This window comes from Segniliparus rugosus ATCC BAA-974 (assembly GCF_000185725.2).
Classification (GTDB): Bacteria; Actinomycetota; Actinomycetes; order Mycobacteriales; family Mycobacteriaceae; genus Segniliparus; species Segniliparus rugosus.
On record NZ_KI391953.1, the window covers coordinates 1,508,982 to 1,527,030 of the forward strand.

At 68.1% G+C, this 18,049-nt stretch carries 15 protein-coding genes and 3 tRNA genes; 12 read left to right on the forward strand and 6 right to left on the reverse strand.

Features of this window, described 5'->3' with window-relative positions:
* On the reverse strand, positions 1–999 hold the full coding sequence (locus HMPREF9336_RS07445; RefSeq protein WP_007470542.1) for a glycerophosphodiester phosphodiesterase family protein: 999 nt from the start codon (positions 997–999) through the stop codon (positions 1–3).
* 16 nt (positions 1,000–1,015) lie between these two features.
* On the opposite strand from HMPREF9336_RS07445, the gene HMPREF9336_RS07450 reads away from it, so the two are divergent.
* The 6 genes from HMPREF9336_RS07450 to HMPREF9336_RS07475 all read left to right on the forward strand — a co-directional run bounded on the left by HMPREF9336_RS07450 (position 1,016) and on the right by HMPREF9336_RS07475 (position 4,554).
* Positions 1,016–1,804 carry a fumarylacetoacetate hydrolase family protein gene (locus HMPREF9336_RS07450; protein ID WP_007470544.1) on the forward strand — a complete coding sequence of 263 codons (789 nt, stop codon included), beginning with the start codon at positions 1,016–1,018 and terminating at the stop codon, positions 1,802–1,804.
* Entirely contained in the window at positions 1,797–3,299 is a 1,503-nt protein-coding gene (gene gltX, locus HMPREF9336_RS07455) for a glutamate--tRNA ligase (RefSeq protein ID WP_007470547.1), read from the forward strand. Before HMPREF9336_RS07450 ends, gltX begins: the two co-directional genes overlap by 8 nt.
* Before the next feature lie 63 nt (positions 3,300–3,362).
* A tRNA-Gln gene (locus HMPREF9336_RS07460) sits at positions 3,363–3,437 on the forward strand.
* Positions 3,438–3,491: 54 nt separating this feature from the next.
* Positions 3,492–3,563 (forward strand) — tRNA-Glu (locus tag HMPREF9336_RS07465).
* 71 nt (positions 3,564–3,634) lie between these two features.
* Positions 3,635–3,707: transfer RNA gene (locus HMPREF9336_RS07470), tRNA-Glu, on the forward strand.
* A gap of 172 nt (positions 3,708–3,879) precedes the next feature.
* Positions 3,880–4,554 carry a hypothetical protein gene (locus HMPREF9336_RS07475; protein ID WP_007470549.1) on the forward strand — a complete coding sequence of 225 codons (675 nt, stop codon included), beginning with the start codon at positions 3,880–3,882 and terminating at the stop codon, positions 4,552–4,554.
* Here the strand turns inward: HMPREF9336_RS07475 and HMPREF9336_RS07480 are convergent.
* Genes HMPREF9336_RS07480 through HMPREF9336_RS07490 form a run of 3 tightly spaced genes read right to left on the reverse strand, consistent with a single transcriptional unit; the run spans position 4,529 to position 7,255 of the window.
* Positions 4,529–5,749 (reverse strand): MFS transporter, encoded by a 1,221-nt coding sequence (locus HMPREF9336_RS07480; RefSeq protein WP_007470550.1) that lies wholly within the window; start codon positions 5,747–5,749, stop codon positions 4,529–4,531. The genes HMPREF9336_RS07475 and HMPREF9336_RS07480 overlap by 26 nt on opposite strands.
* Positions 5,750–5,793: 44 nt before the next feature.
* Positions 5,794–6,489 carry a VC0807 family protein gene (locus tag HMPREF9336_RS07485; protein WP_007470551.1) on the reverse strand — a complete coding sequence of 232 codons (696 nt, stop codon included), beginning with the start codon at positions 6,487–6,489 and terminating at the stop codon, positions 5,794–5,796.
* Positions 6,490–6,544: 55 nt separating this feature from the next.
* Positions 6,545–7,255, reverse strand: coding sequence for a VC0807 family protein (locus HMPREF9336_RS07490; RefSeq protein ID WP_007470552.1), 711 nt, complete (start codon positions 7,253–7,255; stop codon positions 6,545–6,547).
* 32 nt (positions 7,256–7,287) lie between these two features.
* Between HMPREF9336_RS07490 and HMPREF9336_RS07495 the strand changes: the two genes are divergently transcribed.
* Together HMPREF9336_RS07495 and HMPREF9336_RS07500 are read left to right on the forward strand one after the other, a co-directional pair.
* Positions 7,288–7,857, forward strand: coding sequence for an LppP/LprE family lipoprotein (locus tag HMPREF9336_RS07495; protein WP_007470553.1), 570 nt, complete (start codon positions 7,288–7,290; stop codon positions 7,855–7,857).
* Positions 7,858–8,653: 796 nt separating this feature from the next.
* The gene (locus HMPREF9336_RS07500) at positions 8,654–10,270 is read left to right on the forward strand and encodes a TROVE domain-containing protein (RefSeq protein WP_021030297.1); all 1,617 of its coding nucleotides are present in this window, start codon (positions 8,654–8,656) and stop codon (positions 10,268–10,270) included.
* Positions 10,271–10,363: 93 nt separating this feature from the next.
* Here the strand turns inward: HMPREF9336_RS07500 and exaC are convergent, their stop codons facing one another.
* The gene (gene exaC / locus HMPREF9336_RS07505; protein WP_007470555.1) at positions 10,364–11,881 is read right to left on the reverse strand and encodes an acetaldehyde dehydrogenase ExaC; all 1,518 of its coding nucleotides are present in this window, start codon (positions 11,879–11,881) and stop codon (positions 10,364–10,366) included.
* 223 nt (positions 11,882–12,104) lie between these two features.
* On the opposite strand from exaC, the gene lgt reads away from it, so the two are divergent.
* From lgt to HMPREF9336_RS07520, 3 genes are all read left to right on the forward strand, one after another.
* Complete coding sequence (gene lgt / locus HMPREF9336_RS07510; protein WP_007470556.1) at positions 12,105–13,160, forward strand: prolipoprotein diacylglyceryl transferase; 1,056 nt, start codon at positions 12,105–12,107, stop codon at positions 13,158–13,160.
* A 10-nt stretch (positions 13,161–13,170) separates the two neighbouring features.
* Entirely contained in the window at positions 13,171–14,592 is a 1,422-nt protein-coding gene (pyk, locus tag HMPREF9336_RS07515) for a pyruvate kinase (RefSeq protein ID WP_021030298.1), read from the forward strand.
* Between the two features lie 75 nt (positions 14,593–14,667).
* Entirely contained in the window at positions 14,668–15,561 is an 894-nt protein-coding gene (locus HMPREF9336_RS07520) for an acyl-CoA thioesterase (protein WP_007470558.1), read from the forward strand.
* 47 nt (positions 15,562–15,608) lie between these two features.
* Here the strand turns inward: HMPREF9336_RS07520 and HMPREF9336_RS07525 are convergent, their stop codons facing one another.
* On the reverse strand, positions 15,609–16,274 hold the full coding sequence (locus tag HMPREF9336_RS07525; protein WP_007470559.1) for a chymotrypsin family serine protease: 666 nt from the start codon (positions 16,272–16,274) through the stop codon (positions 15,609–15,611).
* Positions 16,275–16,452: 178 nt separating this feature from the next.
* Between HMPREF9336_RS07525 and serA the strand changes: the two genes are divergently transcribed.
* The gene (serA, locus tag HMPREF9336_RS07530; protein ID WP_021030299.1) at positions 16,453–18,045 is read left to right on the forward strand and encodes a phosphoglycerate dehydrogenase; all 1,593 of its coding nucleotides are present in this window, start codon (positions 16,453–16,455) and stop codon (positions 18,043–18,045) included.
* Positions 18,046–18,049 lie beyond the last annotated feature (4 nt).

Consider the following 18,049-nt stretch of genomic DNA (forward strand, 5'->3'; position numbering starts at 1 on the left):
TCACCTCGGCTGGGGCAGCGGCATGCCGTGCTCGGCGAGGACTTCGCGCAGGACGTCCGGATAGTCGGTGATAATCCCGTCCACGCCGGACTGAACGAGCGCGGCCATGGTGGCCTTGTCGTCCACGGTCCACGGGATGACCTTCAGGCCGAGGTCGTGGGCGTGCGCCACGTATTCGGGGGTGACGAGCAGCTCGAAGCCGGGATCGCCGAGCTTGCCGTCCTGAGGATCGCCGTACTGCGGGGAGATCGCGCTCGCGCCGATGGACCGCGCGGCGGCGGCGACGTCGCCGCCGAAGTCGTCGAGGGCGATCCCGCCGAGCCACGGGTTGTCCGAGGTCGGGTCGGCGGAGAACGCGGGGGAGGAGAGCGCCACGAGCGGAAGCTCGGGGGCGACCTCCCGCATGAGCTTGAGGGCCCCCCAGTCGAAGCTCTCGATGGTGACCTGCTCGGCGAGCCCGGCCCGGCGGACCTCGTCCGCCACGATCCGCACGAACTCCTCGCGGGGCGCGGTCTCGGCAGGTGCTCCGGCCTCGAATTTCGTCTCGATGTTCATCCGGGTGACGCCCCCGCCCCGTTCGCGGACCAATGCTAGCACCGAGCGCAGCGTCGGCATTTTCGCGCCGGGAACGGCCTGCTGCCGGGGATACTGCGGCAAGGTCTTCGAGCCGCAGTCGAGGGTCTCGATCTGCGCGAGGGTGAGGTCTTTCACGAAGCGCCCGACGTACTGCCCGGAGCATTTCGACGGGTCGACTTTCCGGTCGTGCGTGATCACCGCCACGCGGTCTTTTGTGATCTGCACGTCCATCTCCAGCGTGGTGACCCCGACGGACATGCCCTTGGCGAATGAGGCGATGGTGGACTCCACGGTGAGGCCGAGGCCGCCCCGATGGGCCTGCAGGTCGAAGTCCTCCGCCGGGGTCGCGTCCGAGGCAGAAGCTGCCGAGAGGCTGACGGCCGAGGCCATGAGGGCGGCGCGGATCGGTCCCATGGCGTCCATAGTAGGCTCGGACCCCATGAGATTAGGCAGGGTAGCGAGTCCGAACGGCGTCGCGTTCGTGCGGATCGAGGGGGACGGCCCGGATGCTGTCGCCCATGAGATCGCCGACCATCCGTTTGGCGATCCCGCGTACACGGGGAAACGTTGGCCGCTCGCGGAGCTGCGCGTGCTCGCTCCGATCCTCGCGTCCAAAGTGGTCTGCATCGGCAAGAACTACCTCGCGCACGCTCGTGAGATGGGCGGCGAGCCGCCCGAAGAGCCAGTGATCTTCCTGAAGCCGTCGACCTCGATCATCGGTCCGGGCGCGCCCATCGTGCTGCCTCGCGACGCGGAGACCGTGCACCACGAGGGCGAACTCGCGGTCGTCATCGGCAGGCCTTGCCGCAACGTGCCGCGCGACGAGGCGTTCTCCGTCGTGCTCGGCTACACCATCGGCAACGACGTCTCCGCGCGCGACCAGCAACGCCAGGACGGGCAATGGACCAGGGCGAAAGGGCACGACAGCTTCTGCCCCATCGGCCCGTGGATCGAGACCGAGCTGAACCCGGAGGATCTTGAGATCCGGACCGAGGTGAACGGGCAATTGCGCCAGCACTCCCGCACGAGCCTGCTGATCCACTCCATCCCGAAACTCATCGCGTGGTGCTCGCGGGCGATGACGCTGCTCCCCGGCGACATCATCCTTACCGGCACCCCGGAGGGGGTCGGGCCGATCGTCGACGGCGACGAGGTCTCGGTCACGATCGAAGGCATTGGGACTTTGGCCAACCCGGTCCAAGCGGAAGAAGGAGCGTCGCATGGCTGACCGTTTGCCGGTCCGTGTCCGGTTTTGCCCGTCCCCGACGGGGACCCCGCATGTGGGCATGGTGCGCACCGCGCTGTTCAACTGGGCGTTCGCCCGGCACCACGGCGGCACGTTCGTCTTCCGCATCGAGGACACCGACGCCGCGCGCGACTCCGAGGAGTCGTACCGGGCGATCTTGGACTCGCTGACCTGGCTGGGGCTGACCTGGGACGAAGGCCCCGAGGTGGGCGGCCCGCACGAGCCGTACCGGCAGTCGCAGCGCCGCGAGCTGTACCGCGACACGCTCGCCGCGCTCCTTGAGGCGGGCGAGGCGTACGAGAGCTTCTCCACGGCGGAAGAAGTCGCCGCCCGGCATGTGGCGGCGGGCCGGGATCCCAAGCTCGGCTACGACAACTTCGACCGGACGTTGGACGAGGCCGACCGCAAGCGTTTGCGGTCGGAGGGCCGCGCGCCGGTGATCCGGCTGAAGATGCCCGACCGCGACCACGAGTGGGAAGACCTCGTCCGAGGCCGGATCTCGTACCCGGCGCTGTCGCAGCCGGACTATGTGCTCAGCCGCGCGAGCGGAGACCCGTTGTACACGCTGGTCAACCCGGTCGACGACGCGGTCATGGGGATCACGCACGTGCTGCGCGGGGAAGACCTCCTCTCCTCGACGCCGAGGCAGCTGGCGCTGCACGAGGCGCTCGGCCGGATCGGGGTCAGCAGCGGGAAGCCCCCCGAGTTCGGGCACATGCCGTACGTCATGGGCGAGAAGAACGCGAAGCTCTCCAAGCGCGACCCCGAGTCCAGCCTCTTCCACCACCGGGACCGGGGGTTCGTGCCCGAAGGCCTGCTCAACTACCTGGCCCTTTTGGGCTGGGGGCTCGGCGAGGACCGGGACGTGTTCTCCCTGCAGGAGATGGTGGCGGCGTTCGACATCCACGACGTGAAGTCCAGCCCCGCGCGTTTCGACCAGAAGAAGGCGGACGCGATCAACGCCGCGCATTTGCGCCTGCTCGCCCCGGAGGACTTCGCGGAGCGGCTCTGGGCGTACCTCGTCGGCCAGGGCCACCTCGCGGGGTCGGAGGACCGGGGCCTGTTCGACGCGGCCGCCGCGCTCGTGCAGACCCGCGTGCAGGTGCTCGGCGAGGCGTGGGATTTGCTGAAATTCCTGTACACGCCGGAGGCGGAGTTCCAGGTGGACCCGCAGGCCGCCGCGAAAGAGCTCGGTTCGGGCTCCCTACCCGCCCTTGAGGCGGTGCTGGGCGTTTTGGACCCGGCGGTCAGCGAGCCGCCGCAGTGGTCGCACGAGGCGCTTGAGGCCGCGTTGCACAGCGCGCTGATCGACGGGCTTGGGCTCAAGCCCCGTGCCGCATTCGGCCCGATCCGGGTCGCGGTCACCGGGGCTCGGATCAGCCCGCCGCTTTTCGAGTCGATGGAATTGCTCGGGCGGGACCGGACGATCCGCAGGCTGCGCGCGGCGCACAAGGATATTCTTGGACAACAGGCGTAGCGTCTGCTACACTCGCTGACGCTGAAACGAGGGCCGGAGAGATTGCTCGACGGGCCTCGACCATGGGATATGGTGTAATTGGCAACACTAGTGATTCTGGTTCACTCATTCTAGGTTCGAGTCCTGGTATCCCAGCCACGCGCAAGCGTGTAGTATTGCATATTCGGAAACGGTCGGAAGGCCGGTTCCTCTGGCCCTGTCGTTTAGCGGTTAGGACGCTGCCCTCTCACGGCAGTAGCGCGGGTTCGAGTCCCGTCGGGGCTACAACGTGTACGCGGAGACGCGTATGTGGATCACAATCGAATATGGAGACGGTCGGAAGGCCGGTTCCTCATGGCCCTGTCGTTTAGCGGTCTAGGACGCTGCCCTCTCACGGCAGTAGCGCGGGTTCGAGTCCCGTCGGGGCTACGGCAGAAAGACCCCCTGGTTTCGACCAGGGGGTCTTTTCGTCCACCTATTGGTTTGTGAGAGCGCGGCTTGTGTGAGCGGGATCGCAACGGGCGCGCGCTCGGACGTAGCTCCCTTCCAGTTTTCGCCGCGCCGTCGCCGCCGCGACAGATTCAGGTGATACAACCCGAGCATGGGTTACACATTCCAGTTCGGTCCGGCACAGATCGCTTTGATCGTGGTGGCGGTGGTCGCAGTCCTGCTCGTGGTGACGACGTTCGTCGGGCGCGGCCCGGCGGACCCGGCCACGGGCAAGAAGGGCAAGCTGCGCCTGAGGCTGAAGCTGCGGCGCGGTTTCGGCGGCGGCGTGCTCGCGGCCCTCGTGGCCTTCCTCACCTGGATCATGACGTTGGTCCAGGGCTATCTCGGCTTGACCGGGGAGGTCAAGGCCGCGCACGTCGTCGCGTCGAAGGTCGAGAACATGCCCGGCGTGCTGAGCGTCGATCTGACCCTGTACGGGGAGGACCACGCCACGGTCGCGTCCCGGAAGGCGTACCAGCTCCAGGGCGACCGGTGGGTGCTCCAAGCGAACATCGTCGAACTCGAACCGCTGGCGAACACGCTCGGCTTGCGCGGCGGCTACAAGGTGACTCGGCTGTACGGCCAGTACGCGGACGGCAGGCCCACGACGGAGCATCAGATCCTGCTGGGCGACGACCAGGACTTCTTCAAGGAGATGGAGGACGGCGTCTGGTGGACCAAGCCGTTCGTGCGCTCCGCCTACGGCAACGCGGTCATCGCGAATCCGGGGGAGTACGACGTTTTCATCTCTCGGGACGCCATCACCGCCCGCCGCTCGGGGCGCTGACCTCGCGCCGGGCGCGATCCCCTTGGTCCCTGGGCACGAAGGGGATCGCGGAAGCCGCGACTGCGGCGGAGGCTCCGAAAGCCCACGTGTAGCTGGAGGCATCGATGAGCCAGCCGAAACAGGGCGGCACGAGAAAGCTCGCGATGTATTGGCAGGTGTTCTGCGCGCCGAGCGCCCGCCCGGACCATCGGGGCCCGGCGAATTCGGCGACCGAGGTGAAGGCGAGGCCGTTGTCCGCGCAGGTGATGACGCAGGCGACGACCATGAGCGCGACCGCTGGAACAGTCGCGTGCCCCCAGCTCGCGAGCGTGAGCCCGCCGAGCGTGGCGGCGGCGATGGCCGCGATGGCGCGGATGGTCCATGTGCGGCTGCCGACTCGGTCCGACCACACTCCTGCGCCCACTCGGCCAACGGCCCCCAGCCCGTTCGCGACCGCGACGAGCGCGCCCGCCGTCGTCTCGCGCCAACCGAGGGCGTGGTTGAGCCAGGTGAACATGTACGTCCACACGAGGTTCTGCGGGATCACCAGCAGCACGGAAACCCCGTGGATCAGCCACAGGAAGCTTCCCTCCCGATAGGGGTTGGCCCCGCTTTCGGCGGCGGCGCTCATAGTGCCCTCGGTCTCCGGCAGCCCCGCGAACGCCGCCGCGAGCACGGCGAAGGCGAGGACTGCGACGGCGGGGACGGCCAGTGCTGTGCCGAGGCCGTGCTGTTTCGCGAGGACCGGGAGCGCGAGCGCGTCGACGCCCATGCCGAGGGGCTGGGCCATCTGCCGGATCCCCATGGCGAGGCCCCGCCGCTCCTTCGGGAACCAGCCGACGACGATGCGCCCGCTTGCCGCGTTCGTGCTCCCGCACGCCATACCGGCGAGGAAGAACCAGCCGCCGATCCATCGTGGGTCTTCCTGCGCGGTGGCGGCCCAGGTGCTCAGCCCTGCGAGGGCGAGCCCGGCGGCGAGCGTCCACCGCTCCCCGTATCGGTCGATGAGAAAGCCCCATCCGATCAAGGTCAGCGTGATGCCGAGCGAGGTCATCGCGGCGACCAGGCCCGCCTGCGACAGAGAGAGCCCGCGCTGGGCCAGCAAGGCCGGGATGAGGAAGCCGCCCGCGCCGATCACCATGGTGGCCGCGGCGGAAGAGCCGGTGGCGAGGGCGAGCATCGCCCAGGCGTACGCACCGCCGGGAGTTTTGTCCATATTTTGATATTACTATCTCACATAGTGAGATTTATTGGGGTTGCTTAAGCGGCGACCTCGTGCGCCGGGGTTTGCTCGGCTTCGGCCTGCAGGCGGAGCCGGGTCGCGCGCATCGTCTTGAAGACCGGACGGCCGACGCGCAGCATGATCGGGCTGGCGATGGCCCAAATCGCGAGCGACGGCAGCCCTCCGGCGACGATGGCCACCTCCGTGCTCGTGTGGTACACGACGTACACGCGGGAGACCGCGGAGACGGTCGTGGTGGCCCCGACCAGAAAATTGAGCACCCGGACCTTCTGGCGGAACGCGGAGTCGTCTTCCCAGCATCGGTCCCACGCCGGGGTGTGGTGCGGCGAGAAAAGGTCGAAGCTGGGCCGCAGCAGCACGCCGAGGAGCGGTTTGCCGAAGAACGTGGTCGCCACGCAGCCTGCGGCGATCAGGAGCGAGACGACGGATTGACGGGCGAGCACGATCCGAGGATCGTCGGAGAGCGCCGCGAGGGCGAGCGACACGGCGGTCAGCCCGAGGAGGAACAGCTGGAAGCTGTCGGCTTTGCGCTGTCGGACCATGGTGACCAGGACCCTGGCGGCGAGGAAAACGGCTCCGGCGGTGATCGCGAGGATCTCCGAGCAGCCGAGCCCGGTGTGGAGCGCGTAGAAGAGCAGGACTGGGACGAGCCCGTCGATGATCCCTGGGCGCGCTCTGACAAAACGAGGATGGTTCCACCAACGGGTCAGCACAATTCCAGAGTGCCCGCGATTCCTAAATTTTTCCAAAGAACCTCAGGCGTCCGGGCTATGTCCCGGCTTCGACGGCTTCCTCCTTCGCCGCTTTCTCCTTGCGGACCTGCTCCATCGCGGTGACCAGTGGCATGGCGAGCACCCCTGTGGCGATGGCCACCACCCCGGAGATGACCAGTCCAGGCACGCCGCTCGCCGCGACGGCGACCCCTTCGCTCGTGTGGTAGACCACCCACGCGCGCGTCGCGGCGCTCGCGAGGAAGCTGGTTCCGTAGAGCAAGTTGAGCTGACGGACTCTGCGGCGGAACGGCTGGTCCCTGTCCCAGCACTGCTCCCAGGCCGCCTCGAGCTCCGGCGCGGTGAGGGCGAGGCCGGGGCGCATGATCCGTTCCAGCAACGGCTTGCCCGCGAATGTGGTGATGACGCAGCCGAGGCCGAGCACCGAGGAGTAGATCGAGCCGCGCAGCAAGGCGATCCGCGAGTCGTGCGCGAGGATCGCGAGCACGAGGGAGACCAGGATCGACGCGAGGACCAGGATTTGGAAGGAGTCGATCCGGCGCTCCCGGACGGCTGTGGCGACGACTCGCGCGGAGAGGAGCACGGCGGCGACCGAGAAGGCGAGGATGGCGGAGTGCCCAAGCCAGCTGTGCAGGATGTAATAGCAGGCTGCGGGCACCGCGGTGTCGATGAGCATCGGACGCGCCTTGGCGAATCGGGGATGGTTCCACCAGGCGGCGCGTCTGGTCGTCGGCACAGCGTTCGTCATGACAGTCCATTCTGCCGGTAATCTCGTGCCACATGCGGACCACGTGGCTCTTGGGCATGACGACGATGCTTCTCACGACTGCTTGCGCGCCTTCGGGAGCCCCGTCGTCCGAGAAGGGGCAGGGGTTCGCGACCATGGCCTCGTTGCGCGGCGGTTTGGCTTCGAGCAGCGCGAACCCCTGCCCGCAAGTGCCCGACGCGCCGGAGGTGCGCGCGGCCGTTGGCTCGCTGCCGCCGCCAGAGCGAGCCCCTGCCGAAAGGTGGTCGCAGTCGTACACCGGTCGGTACGACCGCTGCGGCGCGCTCACGGCCGTTGTGGTCTCGCTCGAAGGGGAAAAGGATCCGCTCGGCCCGAGGCAGGTGCTGTTCTTCCACGACGGGGGTTTCGTCGGCACGGCGGACCCGTGCGCCTTCGGGCCCACCGAGGTCAAATCGGCCAGAGGAGACACCGTGGTCGTGCAGTACCGCTGGCCGCGCGGGCAGGAGACCGTGACGACCATGACCGGCCTGGCAAATATCAAATACCATTGGATCGGGGACAAAGTCGTCCGGGTGAACCAGATCCCGCAGGCGCTTTACGACGTGTCGGGGTGCGAGCGATAGGCTTCCGGCTTCGGCGCGGCTAGGAGCGACCACGCCCAGTATCCGAGGGCGAGCGGCCGGACGCCGCATCTGTCCGGGAAACGGATTGCGGGGTCGGCTTTGGCTGTCTATATTTTTGGCCGTTTATATTTTGCAGGTGGAACGGGCCGAAGCGAGTCGTTCACTTCTGATCCATCGGTCGCGGGTTCGAGTCCCGCCCGCGTCTCGGCGCGGTAGCTCAATTCGGTAGAGCTATGGAGCCCGCGAGGGGCTTCTCCGGTGCGCGCCCCATGCCCGTTCCGCCGCCCGGTCCCAGAAAAACGTTTGCGCCGTTCGCGGCGGACGAGCTATGCTGTCCCCGCGAGCGGGCCGGAGCCGGTCGGTTACCTTCCACTTCACGAGACGCGGGGTAAGGGCCGTCCTGATGGATAAGGGTTCCCTGGATAAGCAGGCGGATCCCGCAACGGCGAAGCGGCTTTCGCTGCTTCGCCGTCCTCACCCGGTTGGCGAATACGCCCGCTCGCGCTAAACTTTCTTCAAAGCGGGCCGGAGCCCATCGGTTATCCTCGAAAGATCCGGCGCGGCAATCGCATGCCCGTTTTTCTTCTTTTCCGGCAAGTGTCTGTTTCGCCGAAAAACCTTTTGACGGCTGTCGCTGCGGACGCTTAGACTCGAAAGCGGCAACGGGCCGAGGCTGGTCGGTTATCTGGCGTTTGAAAGTTCGATTCTTTCCCCGCTCCGGCGGGTCCGACGGCGTCCCACGCCCGTTGCCGCAGTGGGAATGAAGACGAAAGAAAGAAATACCAAGGGGGGAATCATGAAGCTCAATCCGTTGCGCGCAATTTCAATGCGCCAAGCCGCGCAGACGCAGCAAGCCGACGCGCGGCAAGTCCGCAACGCGGCAGGCGGCTACGGCTTTGCCGTGGACGACCTGGCCAGGCTGCGGCGCTTTTTGACGATAGGGTCGGACGGCGGCACGTACTACGCGGCCGAGCGCGAGCTCACCAAGGACAACGCCGAGATCGTGCTGAAGCTCGCCCGCGAGCGCTGCGCGGAGCTCGTGCGGACCGTGGTCGAAGTCTCTGCCTCGGGCCGCGCCCCTCGACAGAACCCGGCGCTCTTCGCGCTGGCAGCGGCCAGCGCGCTCGGCGACGAAACCGGCAGGGCCGCCGCGCTCGCGGCTCTGGGGGACGTGGCGCGCACCGGAACGCACCTGTTCCTGTTCGCGGGTTACGTCGAGCAGTTCCGGGGCTGGGGCCGGGGGCTGCGGCGCGCGGTGGGCCGTTGGTACCTCGACGCGCCGGTCGCCGATCTCGCCTACCAGATCGCGAAATACCGCCAGCGAGAAGGCTGGTCGCATCGCGACCTGCTGCGGCTCGCGCACCCCGCGACGGAGGAGGCGGACCGCAAGGTCCTGTTCGACTTCGCCTGCGGGCGGGCGGTCGACAGGCTGCCGGACTCGCTCGCCATCCTCGACGGCTTCCGCAAGGCGCAAGCTGCGACGACGGCGGGGGAATGGGTCTCGCTCATCGGGCAGTACCCGTCCTTGAGCTGGGAAATGCTCCCGGACGCGGCATTGAACGAGGCAAGCGTGTGGGAGGCGCTCATCGCGCAGGGCGTGCCCCAGACGGCGCTGATGCGGCAGTTGCCCCGGCTCACCCGGCTCGGCGTGCTCGGCTCCTCCGGGGTGCTTGGCGCGGTCGCGGCGCAGCTCGCCGACCCGCAGCGGCTGCGCAAGGCCCGGGTGCATCCGGTGAACGTCCTTGTGGCGGCGCGGACCTACGCCCAAGGCCGAGGAGCTCGGTCGAGCGCCGCGTGGGAGCCGGTCGCGCAGATCGTGGACGCGCTCGACGCGGCGTTCTACGCCGCGTTCGAGTCGGTAGTCCCGACCGGCAAGCGGACCTTGCTCGCGCTCGACGTGTCCGGCTCGATGACGGCCCCCGCGTCGGGCCTGCCGATCTCCTGCCGAGAGGTGAGCGCCGCCCTGGCGCTGGTCACGGCGAAGACCGAGGCGGAGTGCGAGGTCGTGGGCTTCACCGGCGGGGACTGGCGGTCCGGCACGGCGACGTTGACCCGGCTCGCGGTCTCGCCGCGCCAACGGCTGGACGACGCGCTCAGGGCCGTCAGCGGCTTGCCGTTCGGCCCGACCGACTGCGCGTTGCCGATGGTCTGGGCGCAGGAGCAGGGCTTGGCGTTCGACGTGTTCCAGGTGTACACCGACAACGAGACCTGGTTCGGCCAGATCCACCCGCACCAGGCGCTCGCCCGCTACCGGGAGCGCTCGGGAATCGACGCGCGGCTGGCGGTGGTCGCGTTGACCGCGACGGGCACGTCCATCGCGGACCCCGCAGACCCCGGCCAGCTGGACGTCAGCGGGTTCGATTCGGCGACGCCGACGGTGCTTGCGGAGTGGGCGCGCGGCGCATGGGGATGATGTTCCTTCCGCGCGCTGACCACGACGAGCGCGCAGTGCCCCAACGAGCGCCTCGCGCGGGGCGGCATATAGCCCCGCGCGAGGTCCGGCCGGTCAGAAGAAGCCGAGCTTGTTCGCCGAATAGCTGACGAGCAGGTTCTTCGTCTGCTGGTAGTGCTCCAGCATCATCTTGTGGTTCTCGCGCCCGATGCCGGACTTCTTGTAGCCGCCGAACGCCGCGTGCGCCGGGTAGGCGTGGTAGCAGTTCGTCCACACCCGGCCCGCTTTCAGGCCCCGGCCCAGCCGGTACGCGGTGTTGATGTCACGGGTCCACACTCCGGCCCCGAGCCCGTACTGGGTGTCGTTGGCGATCTTCAACGCCTCGTCAACGGAGTCGAACGTGGCCACCGAGAGCACCGGTCCGAAGATCTCCTCCTGGAAGATCCTCATGGTGTTCGTGCCTTTGAAAATGGTCGGCTCGACGTAGTGCCCGCCGGGGTACTCGGCCACCTTGCGGGCGTTGCCGCCGACGAGCAGCTGCGCTCCCTCGGCCTTGCCGATGTCGATGTAGCGGAGGATCTTCTCCTGCTGCTCGGCGCTGGCCTGCGCCCCGATCATGGTCGCCTCGTCCAGCGGGTCGCCGCCCACGATGGCTTTGGTCCGTTCGACGCAGCGCGCGATGAACTCGTCGTAGATGTCGGCGGCCACCAGGGCTCGGGACGGGCAGGTGCACACCTCGCCCTGGTTGAGCGCGAACATCACGAAGCCCTCGACCGCTTTGTCCAGGAACTCGTCGTCCTTGGCCATCACGTCGGACAGGAAGATGTTCGGGCTCTTGCCGCCAAGCTCCAACGTCACCGGGATGAGGTTCTCGGTCGCGTACTGCATGATGAGCTTGCCCGTGGTGGTCTCGCCGGTGAAGGCGACTTTCGCGATCTTCGGGCTGGAGGCGAGCGGTTTGCCCGCCTCCAGCCCGAAGCCGTTGACCACGTTCACCACACCGGGCGGCAGCAAGTCGCCGATGAGCTCCATCAGCGCCATGACCGAAGCCGGGGTCTGCTCTGCGGGCTTGAGGACGACGCAGTTGCCCGCCGCAAGCGCCGGGGCGAGTTTCCACGCCGCCATGAGCAAGGGGAAGTTCCACGGGATGATCTGGCCGACGACGCCGAGCGGCTCGTGGAAGTGGTAGGCGACGGTGTCGGCGTCGATCTCGGAGATCCCGCCCTCCTCGCCCCGGATCGCGGCGGCGAAATACCGGAACTGGTCCACGGCCAGCGGCAGGTCGGCGGCGAGGCATTCGCGGATCGGCTTGCCGTTGTCCCACGTCTCCGCGACCGCGAGTTCGGGGAGGTGCTCCTCGAACCGGTCCGCGATCTTGAGCATCACGTTCGCCCGCTCGGCCACCGAGGTGGCCCCCCATTTGTCCGCCGCGCGGTGCGCCGCGTCGAGGGCGAGGTCGACGTCCGCCGCCGTGCTGCGGGCGACTTTGGTGAACTCGCGCCCGTCGACCGGCGAGGCGTTGTCGAAGTATCTGCCCTCCGCCGGGGCGACCCATTCGCCGCCGATGAAGTTGTCGTAACTGGGCTGAAAGGCAAAGGAGCTTCCCTCGGCTCCGGGCGCCGCGTGTCTCATGGTTCCTCTTTCCTGTTCCGGAGGTTCTCTGCCGCCGCCCCGCCTGGTGTCCCCGGCGATAAGCGCGCGTGCTTTGTGTTCCAAATTACACCTTTTGCCGGGGTCGGCGGCGCAGAGCCGAGGACGAGGCCCGCCGTGAGGCTTCCGCGCGGCGTGCCGTCTCCTTGGGCCGGAGGCGTTGCGTTTGACCTCGTGAACGAACCTCCGGGTAAGGTGTCTTCGCGTGACAACTCTGGCGTACATCCCCTCGCCTCCTCAGGGAGTCTGGTTTCTCGGGCCGATCCCGATCCGCGCGTACGCCCTCTGCATCTTGGCGGGCATCCTGCTCGCCTGCTGGTGGGGCACGCATCGGTGGATGGCGCGCGGCGGGCGGCGCGAAGACGTGGTCGACGTCGCGCTCTTCGCGGTGCCGTTCGGCCTCGTCGGCGGCAGGCTCTACCACGTGGCGACCGACTGGCGCACCTACTTCGGCGGACAGGGGCGCTCGCCGGTCCACGCCCTCTTCATCTGGGAAGGCGGCCTTGGCATTTGGGGCGCGGTCGCGCTCGGGGCCGTCGGCGCGTGGATCGGCTGCCGCCGCAAGGGCATTCCGCTGCCGGCGTTCGGCGACGCGCTCGCCCCGCCGATCCTCGCGGCCTCGGCGATCGGCCGGTTCGGCAACTACTTCAACCAGGAGCTCTTCGGCCGGGAGACGAACCACTGGTGGGGCCTGCAGCTCTACGAGCGGATCCGAGACGGCGCGGTGGACAACGTCTACGGCGTCTCGGACGGCAGGCCGTGGATCGGCGTCATCGGGGAGACGACCCTCAGCGGCAAGCTCGTCCACCCCACGTTCCTGTACGAGGCCTGCTGGAACCTCGCCGTGGTGCTGGCGCTCGTGGTGCTCGACCGGAGGTTCAAGATCGGCCATGGCAGGCTCTTCGCCCTCTACGTCGTCGGTTACAGCATCGGCAGGCTCGCGCTGGAGTTCGTGCGGATCGACCCGGCGACCAGGATCTTCGGCTACCGCGTCAACGTCTTCACCTCGGGCCTGCTCATCATCGCGGGGCTCGTGTACTTCCTGCTCGCGAAGAAGGGCAGGGAGGATCCGGACGAGATCGAAGCGGGCCGCGCAGACGGCCCTGCCGAGGAGCCGGAGGAGGCCGCCGAGGAACAAGAGCCGACTGCCGAGCCGGAAGCGGCCTCCGAGCAGGAAGAGCCCGCCGAGGAGGCCGAGGAGCCAAGGTCGACATCTGACATTCACTCACCTGAAGTCGGATCGACAGACAAATCAGACTAGGCTTTCCGCTATGACTCGACGTACGAAGATCGTGTGCACGCTCGGGCCCGCCACTGCTTCTGCCGAAAAAGTCAGAGCTCTTGTCGAAGCAGGCATGGATGTGGCGCGGCTGAACTTCAGCCACGGCGACCATCCCGACCACGAGCAGATGTACCACTGGGTGCGCGAGGCTTCCGACGAGACCGGGCGCGCGGTGGGCATCATGGCCGACTTGCAGGGGCCGAAGATCCGGCTCGGCAGGTTCAAGGAGGGCCGGACGGTCTGGGCCACCGGGGAGACCGTCCGCATCACCGTCGAAGACATCGAGGGCGACCACGACCGGGTCTCCACCACCTACAAGCATCTCGCGGCGGACGTCGTCTCCGGCGACACGCTGCTCATCGACGACGGCAAGGTGGGGCTGCGCGCGCTGCGCGTCGAGGGCGACGACGTGGTGTGCCAGGTTTACGAGGGCGGCCCGGTCAGCAACAACAAAGGCATCTCGCTGCCCGGCGTGAACGTCTCGGCCCCGGCGCTGTCCGAGAAGGACACCGAGGACCTCGAATTCGCGCTGCGCCTCGGCGTGGACTGGGTCGCGCTGTCCTTCGTCCGGTCGCCCGACGACGTCCGGCTGGTCCACGAGGTAATGGACCGGGTGGGGCGCCGCGTGCCGGTCATCGCGAAGCTGGAGAAGCCCGAGGCGGTGGGGGACCGGCTCGAAGAGGTGATCCTCGCGTTTGACGCGGTCATGGTGGCACGGGGCGACCTCGGAGTCGAGCTGCCGCTCGAGGACGTGCCCGCCGTGCAGAAGCGCGCGATCCAGCTCGCCAGGGCCAACGCGAAGCCGGTCATCGTGGCGACCCAGGTGCTCGAGTCCATGATCGAGAACGCCACGCCCACGCGCGCGGAGACCTCCGACGCCGCCAACGCGGTGTTCGACGGCGCGGACGCTGTGATGCTGTCGGGCGAGACTTCGGTGGGCAAGCACGTCTTCGTCGCGGTGCGCACGCTCTCGCGCATCCTCGCCGCCGCGGAGCGGGAGCCGAACCTGATCGCCCCGCTGATCCGCATCCCTCGGACCAAGAGCGGCGTGATCTCCTACTCGGCCAAGGACATCGGCGAGCGGCTGGAGGCCAAGGCGCTCGTCGCGCTCACCCAGTCCGGCGACACTGTCCGCCGCCTGGCCCGGTTGCACAGCGCGTTGCCGTTGCTCGCCTTCACCCCGGAGCCGGCGGTGCGCAGCAGGCTGGCGTTGTCCTGGGGCGTTGAGACGTTCATCGTGCCGAAGGTGGACTCCACCGACGCGATGATCCACCTCGTGGACCATTCGTTGCTCGAGATCAAGCGCTACGAGCACGGCGACCTGGTGATCGTCGTGGCCGGAGCCCCGCCGGGGACGGTCGGTTCGACGAACACGATCAACGCGCACCGTATCGGCGAGCACGACCACTAGCCACGGGCGGCTCCGGGGGTTTTCGCCCCTTCACCGGTGAAAGCCCTGTTCAGGGCGTTCTGCTAAGTTAGCCCGATGACTTCAGCGCAATCTCTGATCGAAGAAGCGAAGGGCGATTTCCAGGAGCTGCTCGAGATCCTCGACCTCGAAGACGGCGGGAACGGAAAATTCATCGGCCAGCATCCGAGCAAGGCGTGGGCGCGGACTTACGGCGGCCAGATCGTGGCGCAGACGATCATCGCGGCGGGCCGGACGGTCGAGTCGGACAAGCTCGACCTGCACGTGGCGCAGACGCATTTCATCCGAGGCGGCGACGTGAAGCAGCCGATCGAGTACCAGGTGACGGCGCTGCGCGACGAACGGTCCATCGCGAACCGGCAGGTGACGGCGAGCCAGAACGGCGAGGTGATGTCGGTCTCGCTGCTCGCCTACCAGCTGGGCCGGCCGGGGCTGGAGCATTCCTCCCCGATGCCCTCGGTGCCGGACCCGGAGGGCCTGCCGGAGATCGAGGAGACGTTCGTCGGCATGGAGAAGGATTTGACCATGTTCGTCGAAGCGCCTCGGCCGATCGACTGGCGCTACACGAACAAGCCGTCCTGGCTCGCGAAAGAAGCGGGCGAAGCCTTCCCGTACAACCGGGTGTGGATGCGGACGCGGGGCGAGCTGCCGGACGAACCTCGGTGGCACGAGGCGGCTCTCGCGTACGCCTCCGACACGACGATCCTGGACTCGATCATCACCCAGCATGGGCTCTCGTGGGGGCTGGACCGGATCATCGCGGCCACCCTCAACCACTCGCTGTGGTTCCACCGCCCCGTGCGGTTCGACCAGTGGCACCTGTACGCCACCGAGTCTCCGGCCGCCGCCGAGTCGCGCGGTTTCTCGACAGGGGCCTTCTACGCGAGGAACGGCGACCGGATTGCGAGCAGCGCGCAAGAGGGCATGGTCATCTACCGGCCAAGGAAATAGCCTGCGGCAGGGGCAGCCTCAAGCCGGAGCGGGGAGGGGCGGAGCGATCACGCGGGCTGGAGCTCGAAGCCCTCGCCGACGCCGGGGCCGATCGCGTCGAGGACCGCGCCGATGTTCGTCCCGCCCTCGGGCCCCGCGCACGGGGTGTCGAAGTAGTAGACGTTGACCATGCCGACCAACGTGCTCCCGATCACTACTGGGGCTCCGGAGTCGCCCTTCGCGATGCAGATCTTGGCCGTGTGGCTCATCCGGTTCGTCGGGGTCATCTGCCCGCACGTCCAGCCGGTCGTCCGGCCTAGTTTGCAGGCCATCGTGCCGGGCCGGGGCAAGTCTCGGGACAGTCCGGTGATGACGAGCTTGCCGGTCCGCGCCGTCGGGATGACCCGGCTGGGATTGAATTTGATCACGCCGATGTCGGGGTTGGAGCGCTTCTTCTCCAACCTCCCGAGGCTGCCCGCGTCCTGGTCTACCTCGGAAACCACCGAATCGCCCACATCTCCGCAATGGCCTGCGGTGAGCCCGACGATGTCGTCGTTCACGTCATGGCCGATGGCGGTCAGCGTGCATGCCAGCTTTTCTTGCCCGACCACGATGATCGGCGATCCGGCTCCTAGCGGGACGCGGTCGTCGGCTGTCGCAACGGCAGCAGTGGACACGGCGCACAGCGCGCTCGCGAGCGCTGCGGCGAGAACGCCGATGCTTCGCTTCAACATCACATGATCCTCACACATGCAAGGCCGGCGCCGTGATCACGCCGCCGGAAGGCCGGACAGGCGGGGTAGGCGCTAGCAGGACATAGGCCGCCATCTAGTGTGACAGACCGAGTGAGTGTGGCAGATCGGGCTGTGCGAAGCCTGAGAACACGCCGGATATACCGTGTGAGGAGTAACTGTGACTGATCCGAAGCCGATCGTGCTGATCGCCGACAAGCTCGCCGAGTCGACCGTGGCCGCCCTCGGCGACCAGGTCGAAGTGCGCTGGGTGACCGGGACTGATCGCGGGGCGCTGCTCGCCGCCCTGCCGGAGGCGGACGCGTTGCTGGTGCGCTCTGCGACACAGGTGGACGCCGAGGCGCTGGCCGCAGGGTCCAACCTCAAGATCGTCGCCAGGGCAGGCGTCGGCCTCGACAACGTCGACGTGCAAGCCGCCACCGCCAACGGCGTCCTCGTGGTGAACGCGCCGACCTCGAACATCCACTCCGCCGCGGAGCACGCCATCGCGTTGCTGCTCGCCGCGGCCAGGCAGATCCCTCCGGCCAACGCGACGACCCAGGCGGGGGAGTGGAAGCGCTCCTCTTACCTCGGGGTCGAGCTTTACGAGAAGACCATCGGCGTGGTGGGCTTCGGCCGGATCGGCCAGCTGGTGGCCTCGCGGCTGAAGGCCTTCGAGACCGAGATCCTCGCCTACGACCCGTACGTCTCCGCCGCCAAGGCGGCGCAGCTCGGCGCGAAACTGGTGACCTTGGACGAGTTGCTGGCCCAGGCCGACCTGATCACGATGCACCTGCCGAAGACCCCGGAGACGGCAGGGCTGATCGACGCCGCCGCGCTGCGCAAGACCAAGCCAGGCGTGATCATCGTCAACGCGGCTCGGGGCGGGCTGATCGACGAGCAGGCGCTCGCCGAAGCCGTGTCCTCGGGGCACGTCCGCGCGGCGGGCCTGGACGTGTTCGTGCAGGAGCCCCCCGGCGAGAGCCCGCTCTTCGGGCTGGAGCAGGTGGTGCTCACGCCGCATCTGGGCGCTTCCACCGTCGAGGCGCAGGATCGGGCGGGGACCGACGTCGCGAAGAGCGTGAAGCTCGCGCTCGCGGGCGAATTCGTGCCCGAGGCGGTGAACGTCTCGGCGGGTCCGGTCGGTGAAGAGGTGCTTCCGTGGCTGGACCTGACGCGCAAGCTCGGCGTGCTCCTCTCGGCGTTGACCGAGCAGGCGGCGGTGACCCTGGAGGTCAAGGTCTACGGCGAGCTGGCGGCGGAGTCGGTCGGCGTGCTCGGCCTCTCCACGCTGCGCGGATTCCTCTCCGGCGTCGTGGAGACCCCGGTGACCTTCGTGAACGCCGCGCAGCTCGCCTCGGAACGGGGTCTGACGCACGTGGTGGAGACCGAGGAGGAGAGCCCCAACTACCGCAGCCTGGTCGAGGTGCTCGCCGTGGCCGCAGACGGGAGCGTCGCCCAGGTGGCAGGGACGCTCGCCGGACGCGGACAGGTCGCGAAGATCACCAGCGTCGGCCATCGCGGGTTCGACCTGCGCGCCGAGGGGGTCAACCTCGTCGTCAGCTACGCGGACCGTCCGGGCGCGCTCGGCAAGATCGGCACGCTCCTCGGCGACGCGGGGGTGAACATCGAAGCCGCCGCCGTGAGCCACGACGCGAGCGGGGACGGCGCGACCATCGTGCTGCGCGTGGACAAGGAGATCGACTCGCAGTTGCGCCAGACGGTGCGCGACGCGGTGGGCGCGAGGAGCCTTGTCGAGGTGGACCTGCGATGAGCGG

What these genes read in the sequence shown, in the direction of transcription:
- HMPREF9336_RS07445 (WP_007470542.1), bottom strand. Translation starts at nt 999, where the DNA reads ATGGACGCCATGGGACCGATCCGCGCCGCCCTCATGGCCTCGGCCGTC.
- HMPREF9336_RS07450 (WP_007470544.1), top strand. Translation starts at nt 1,016, where the DNA reads ATGAGATTAGGCAGGGTAGCGAGTCCGAACGGCGTCGCGTTCGTGCGG.
- gltX (WP_007470547.1), top strand. Translation starts at nt 1,797, where the DNA reads ATGGCTGACCGTTTGCCGGTCCGTGTCCGGTTTTGCCCGTCCCCGACG.
- HMPREF9336_RS07475 (WP_007470549.1), top strand. Translation starts at nt 3,880, where the DNA reads ATGGGTTACACATTCCAGTTCGGTCCGGCACAGATCGCTTTGATCGTG.
- HMPREF9336_RS07480 (WP_007470550.1), bottom strand. Translation starts at nt 5,749, where the DNA reads ATGGACAAAACTCCCGGCGGTGCGTACGCCTGGGCGATGCTCGCCCTC.
- HMPREF9336_RS07490 (WP_007470552.1), bottom strand. Translation starts at nt 7,255, where the DNA reads ATGACGAACGCTGTGCCGACGACCAGACGCGCCGCCTGGTGGAACCAT.
- HMPREF9336_RS07495 (WP_007470553.1), top strand. Translation starts at nt 7,288, where the DNA reads ATGCGGACCACGTGGCTCTTGGGCATGACGACGATGCTTCTCACGACT.
- HMPREF9336_RS07500 (WP_021030297.1), top strand. Translation starts at nt 8,654, where the DNA reads ATGAAGCTCAATCCGTTGCGCGCAATTTCAATGCGCCAAGCCGCGCAG.
- exaC (WP_007470555.1), bottom strand. Translation starts at nt 11,881, where the DNA reads ATGAGACACGCGGCGCCCGGAGCCGAGGGAAGCTCCTTTGCCTTTCAG.
- pyk (WP_021030298.1), top strand. Translation starts at nt 13,171, where the DNA reads ATGACTCGACGTACGAAGATCGTGTGCACGCTCGGGCCCGCCACTGCT.
- HMPREF9336_RS07520 (WP_007470558.1), top strand. Translation starts at nt 14,668, where the DNA reads ATGACTTCAGCGCAATCTCTGATCGAAGAAGCGAAGGGCGATTTCCAG.
- HMPREF9336_RS07525 (WP_007470559.1), bottom strand. Translation starts at nt 16,274, where the DNA reads ATGTTGAAGCGAAGCATCGGCGTTCTCGCCGCAGCGCTCGCGAGCGCG.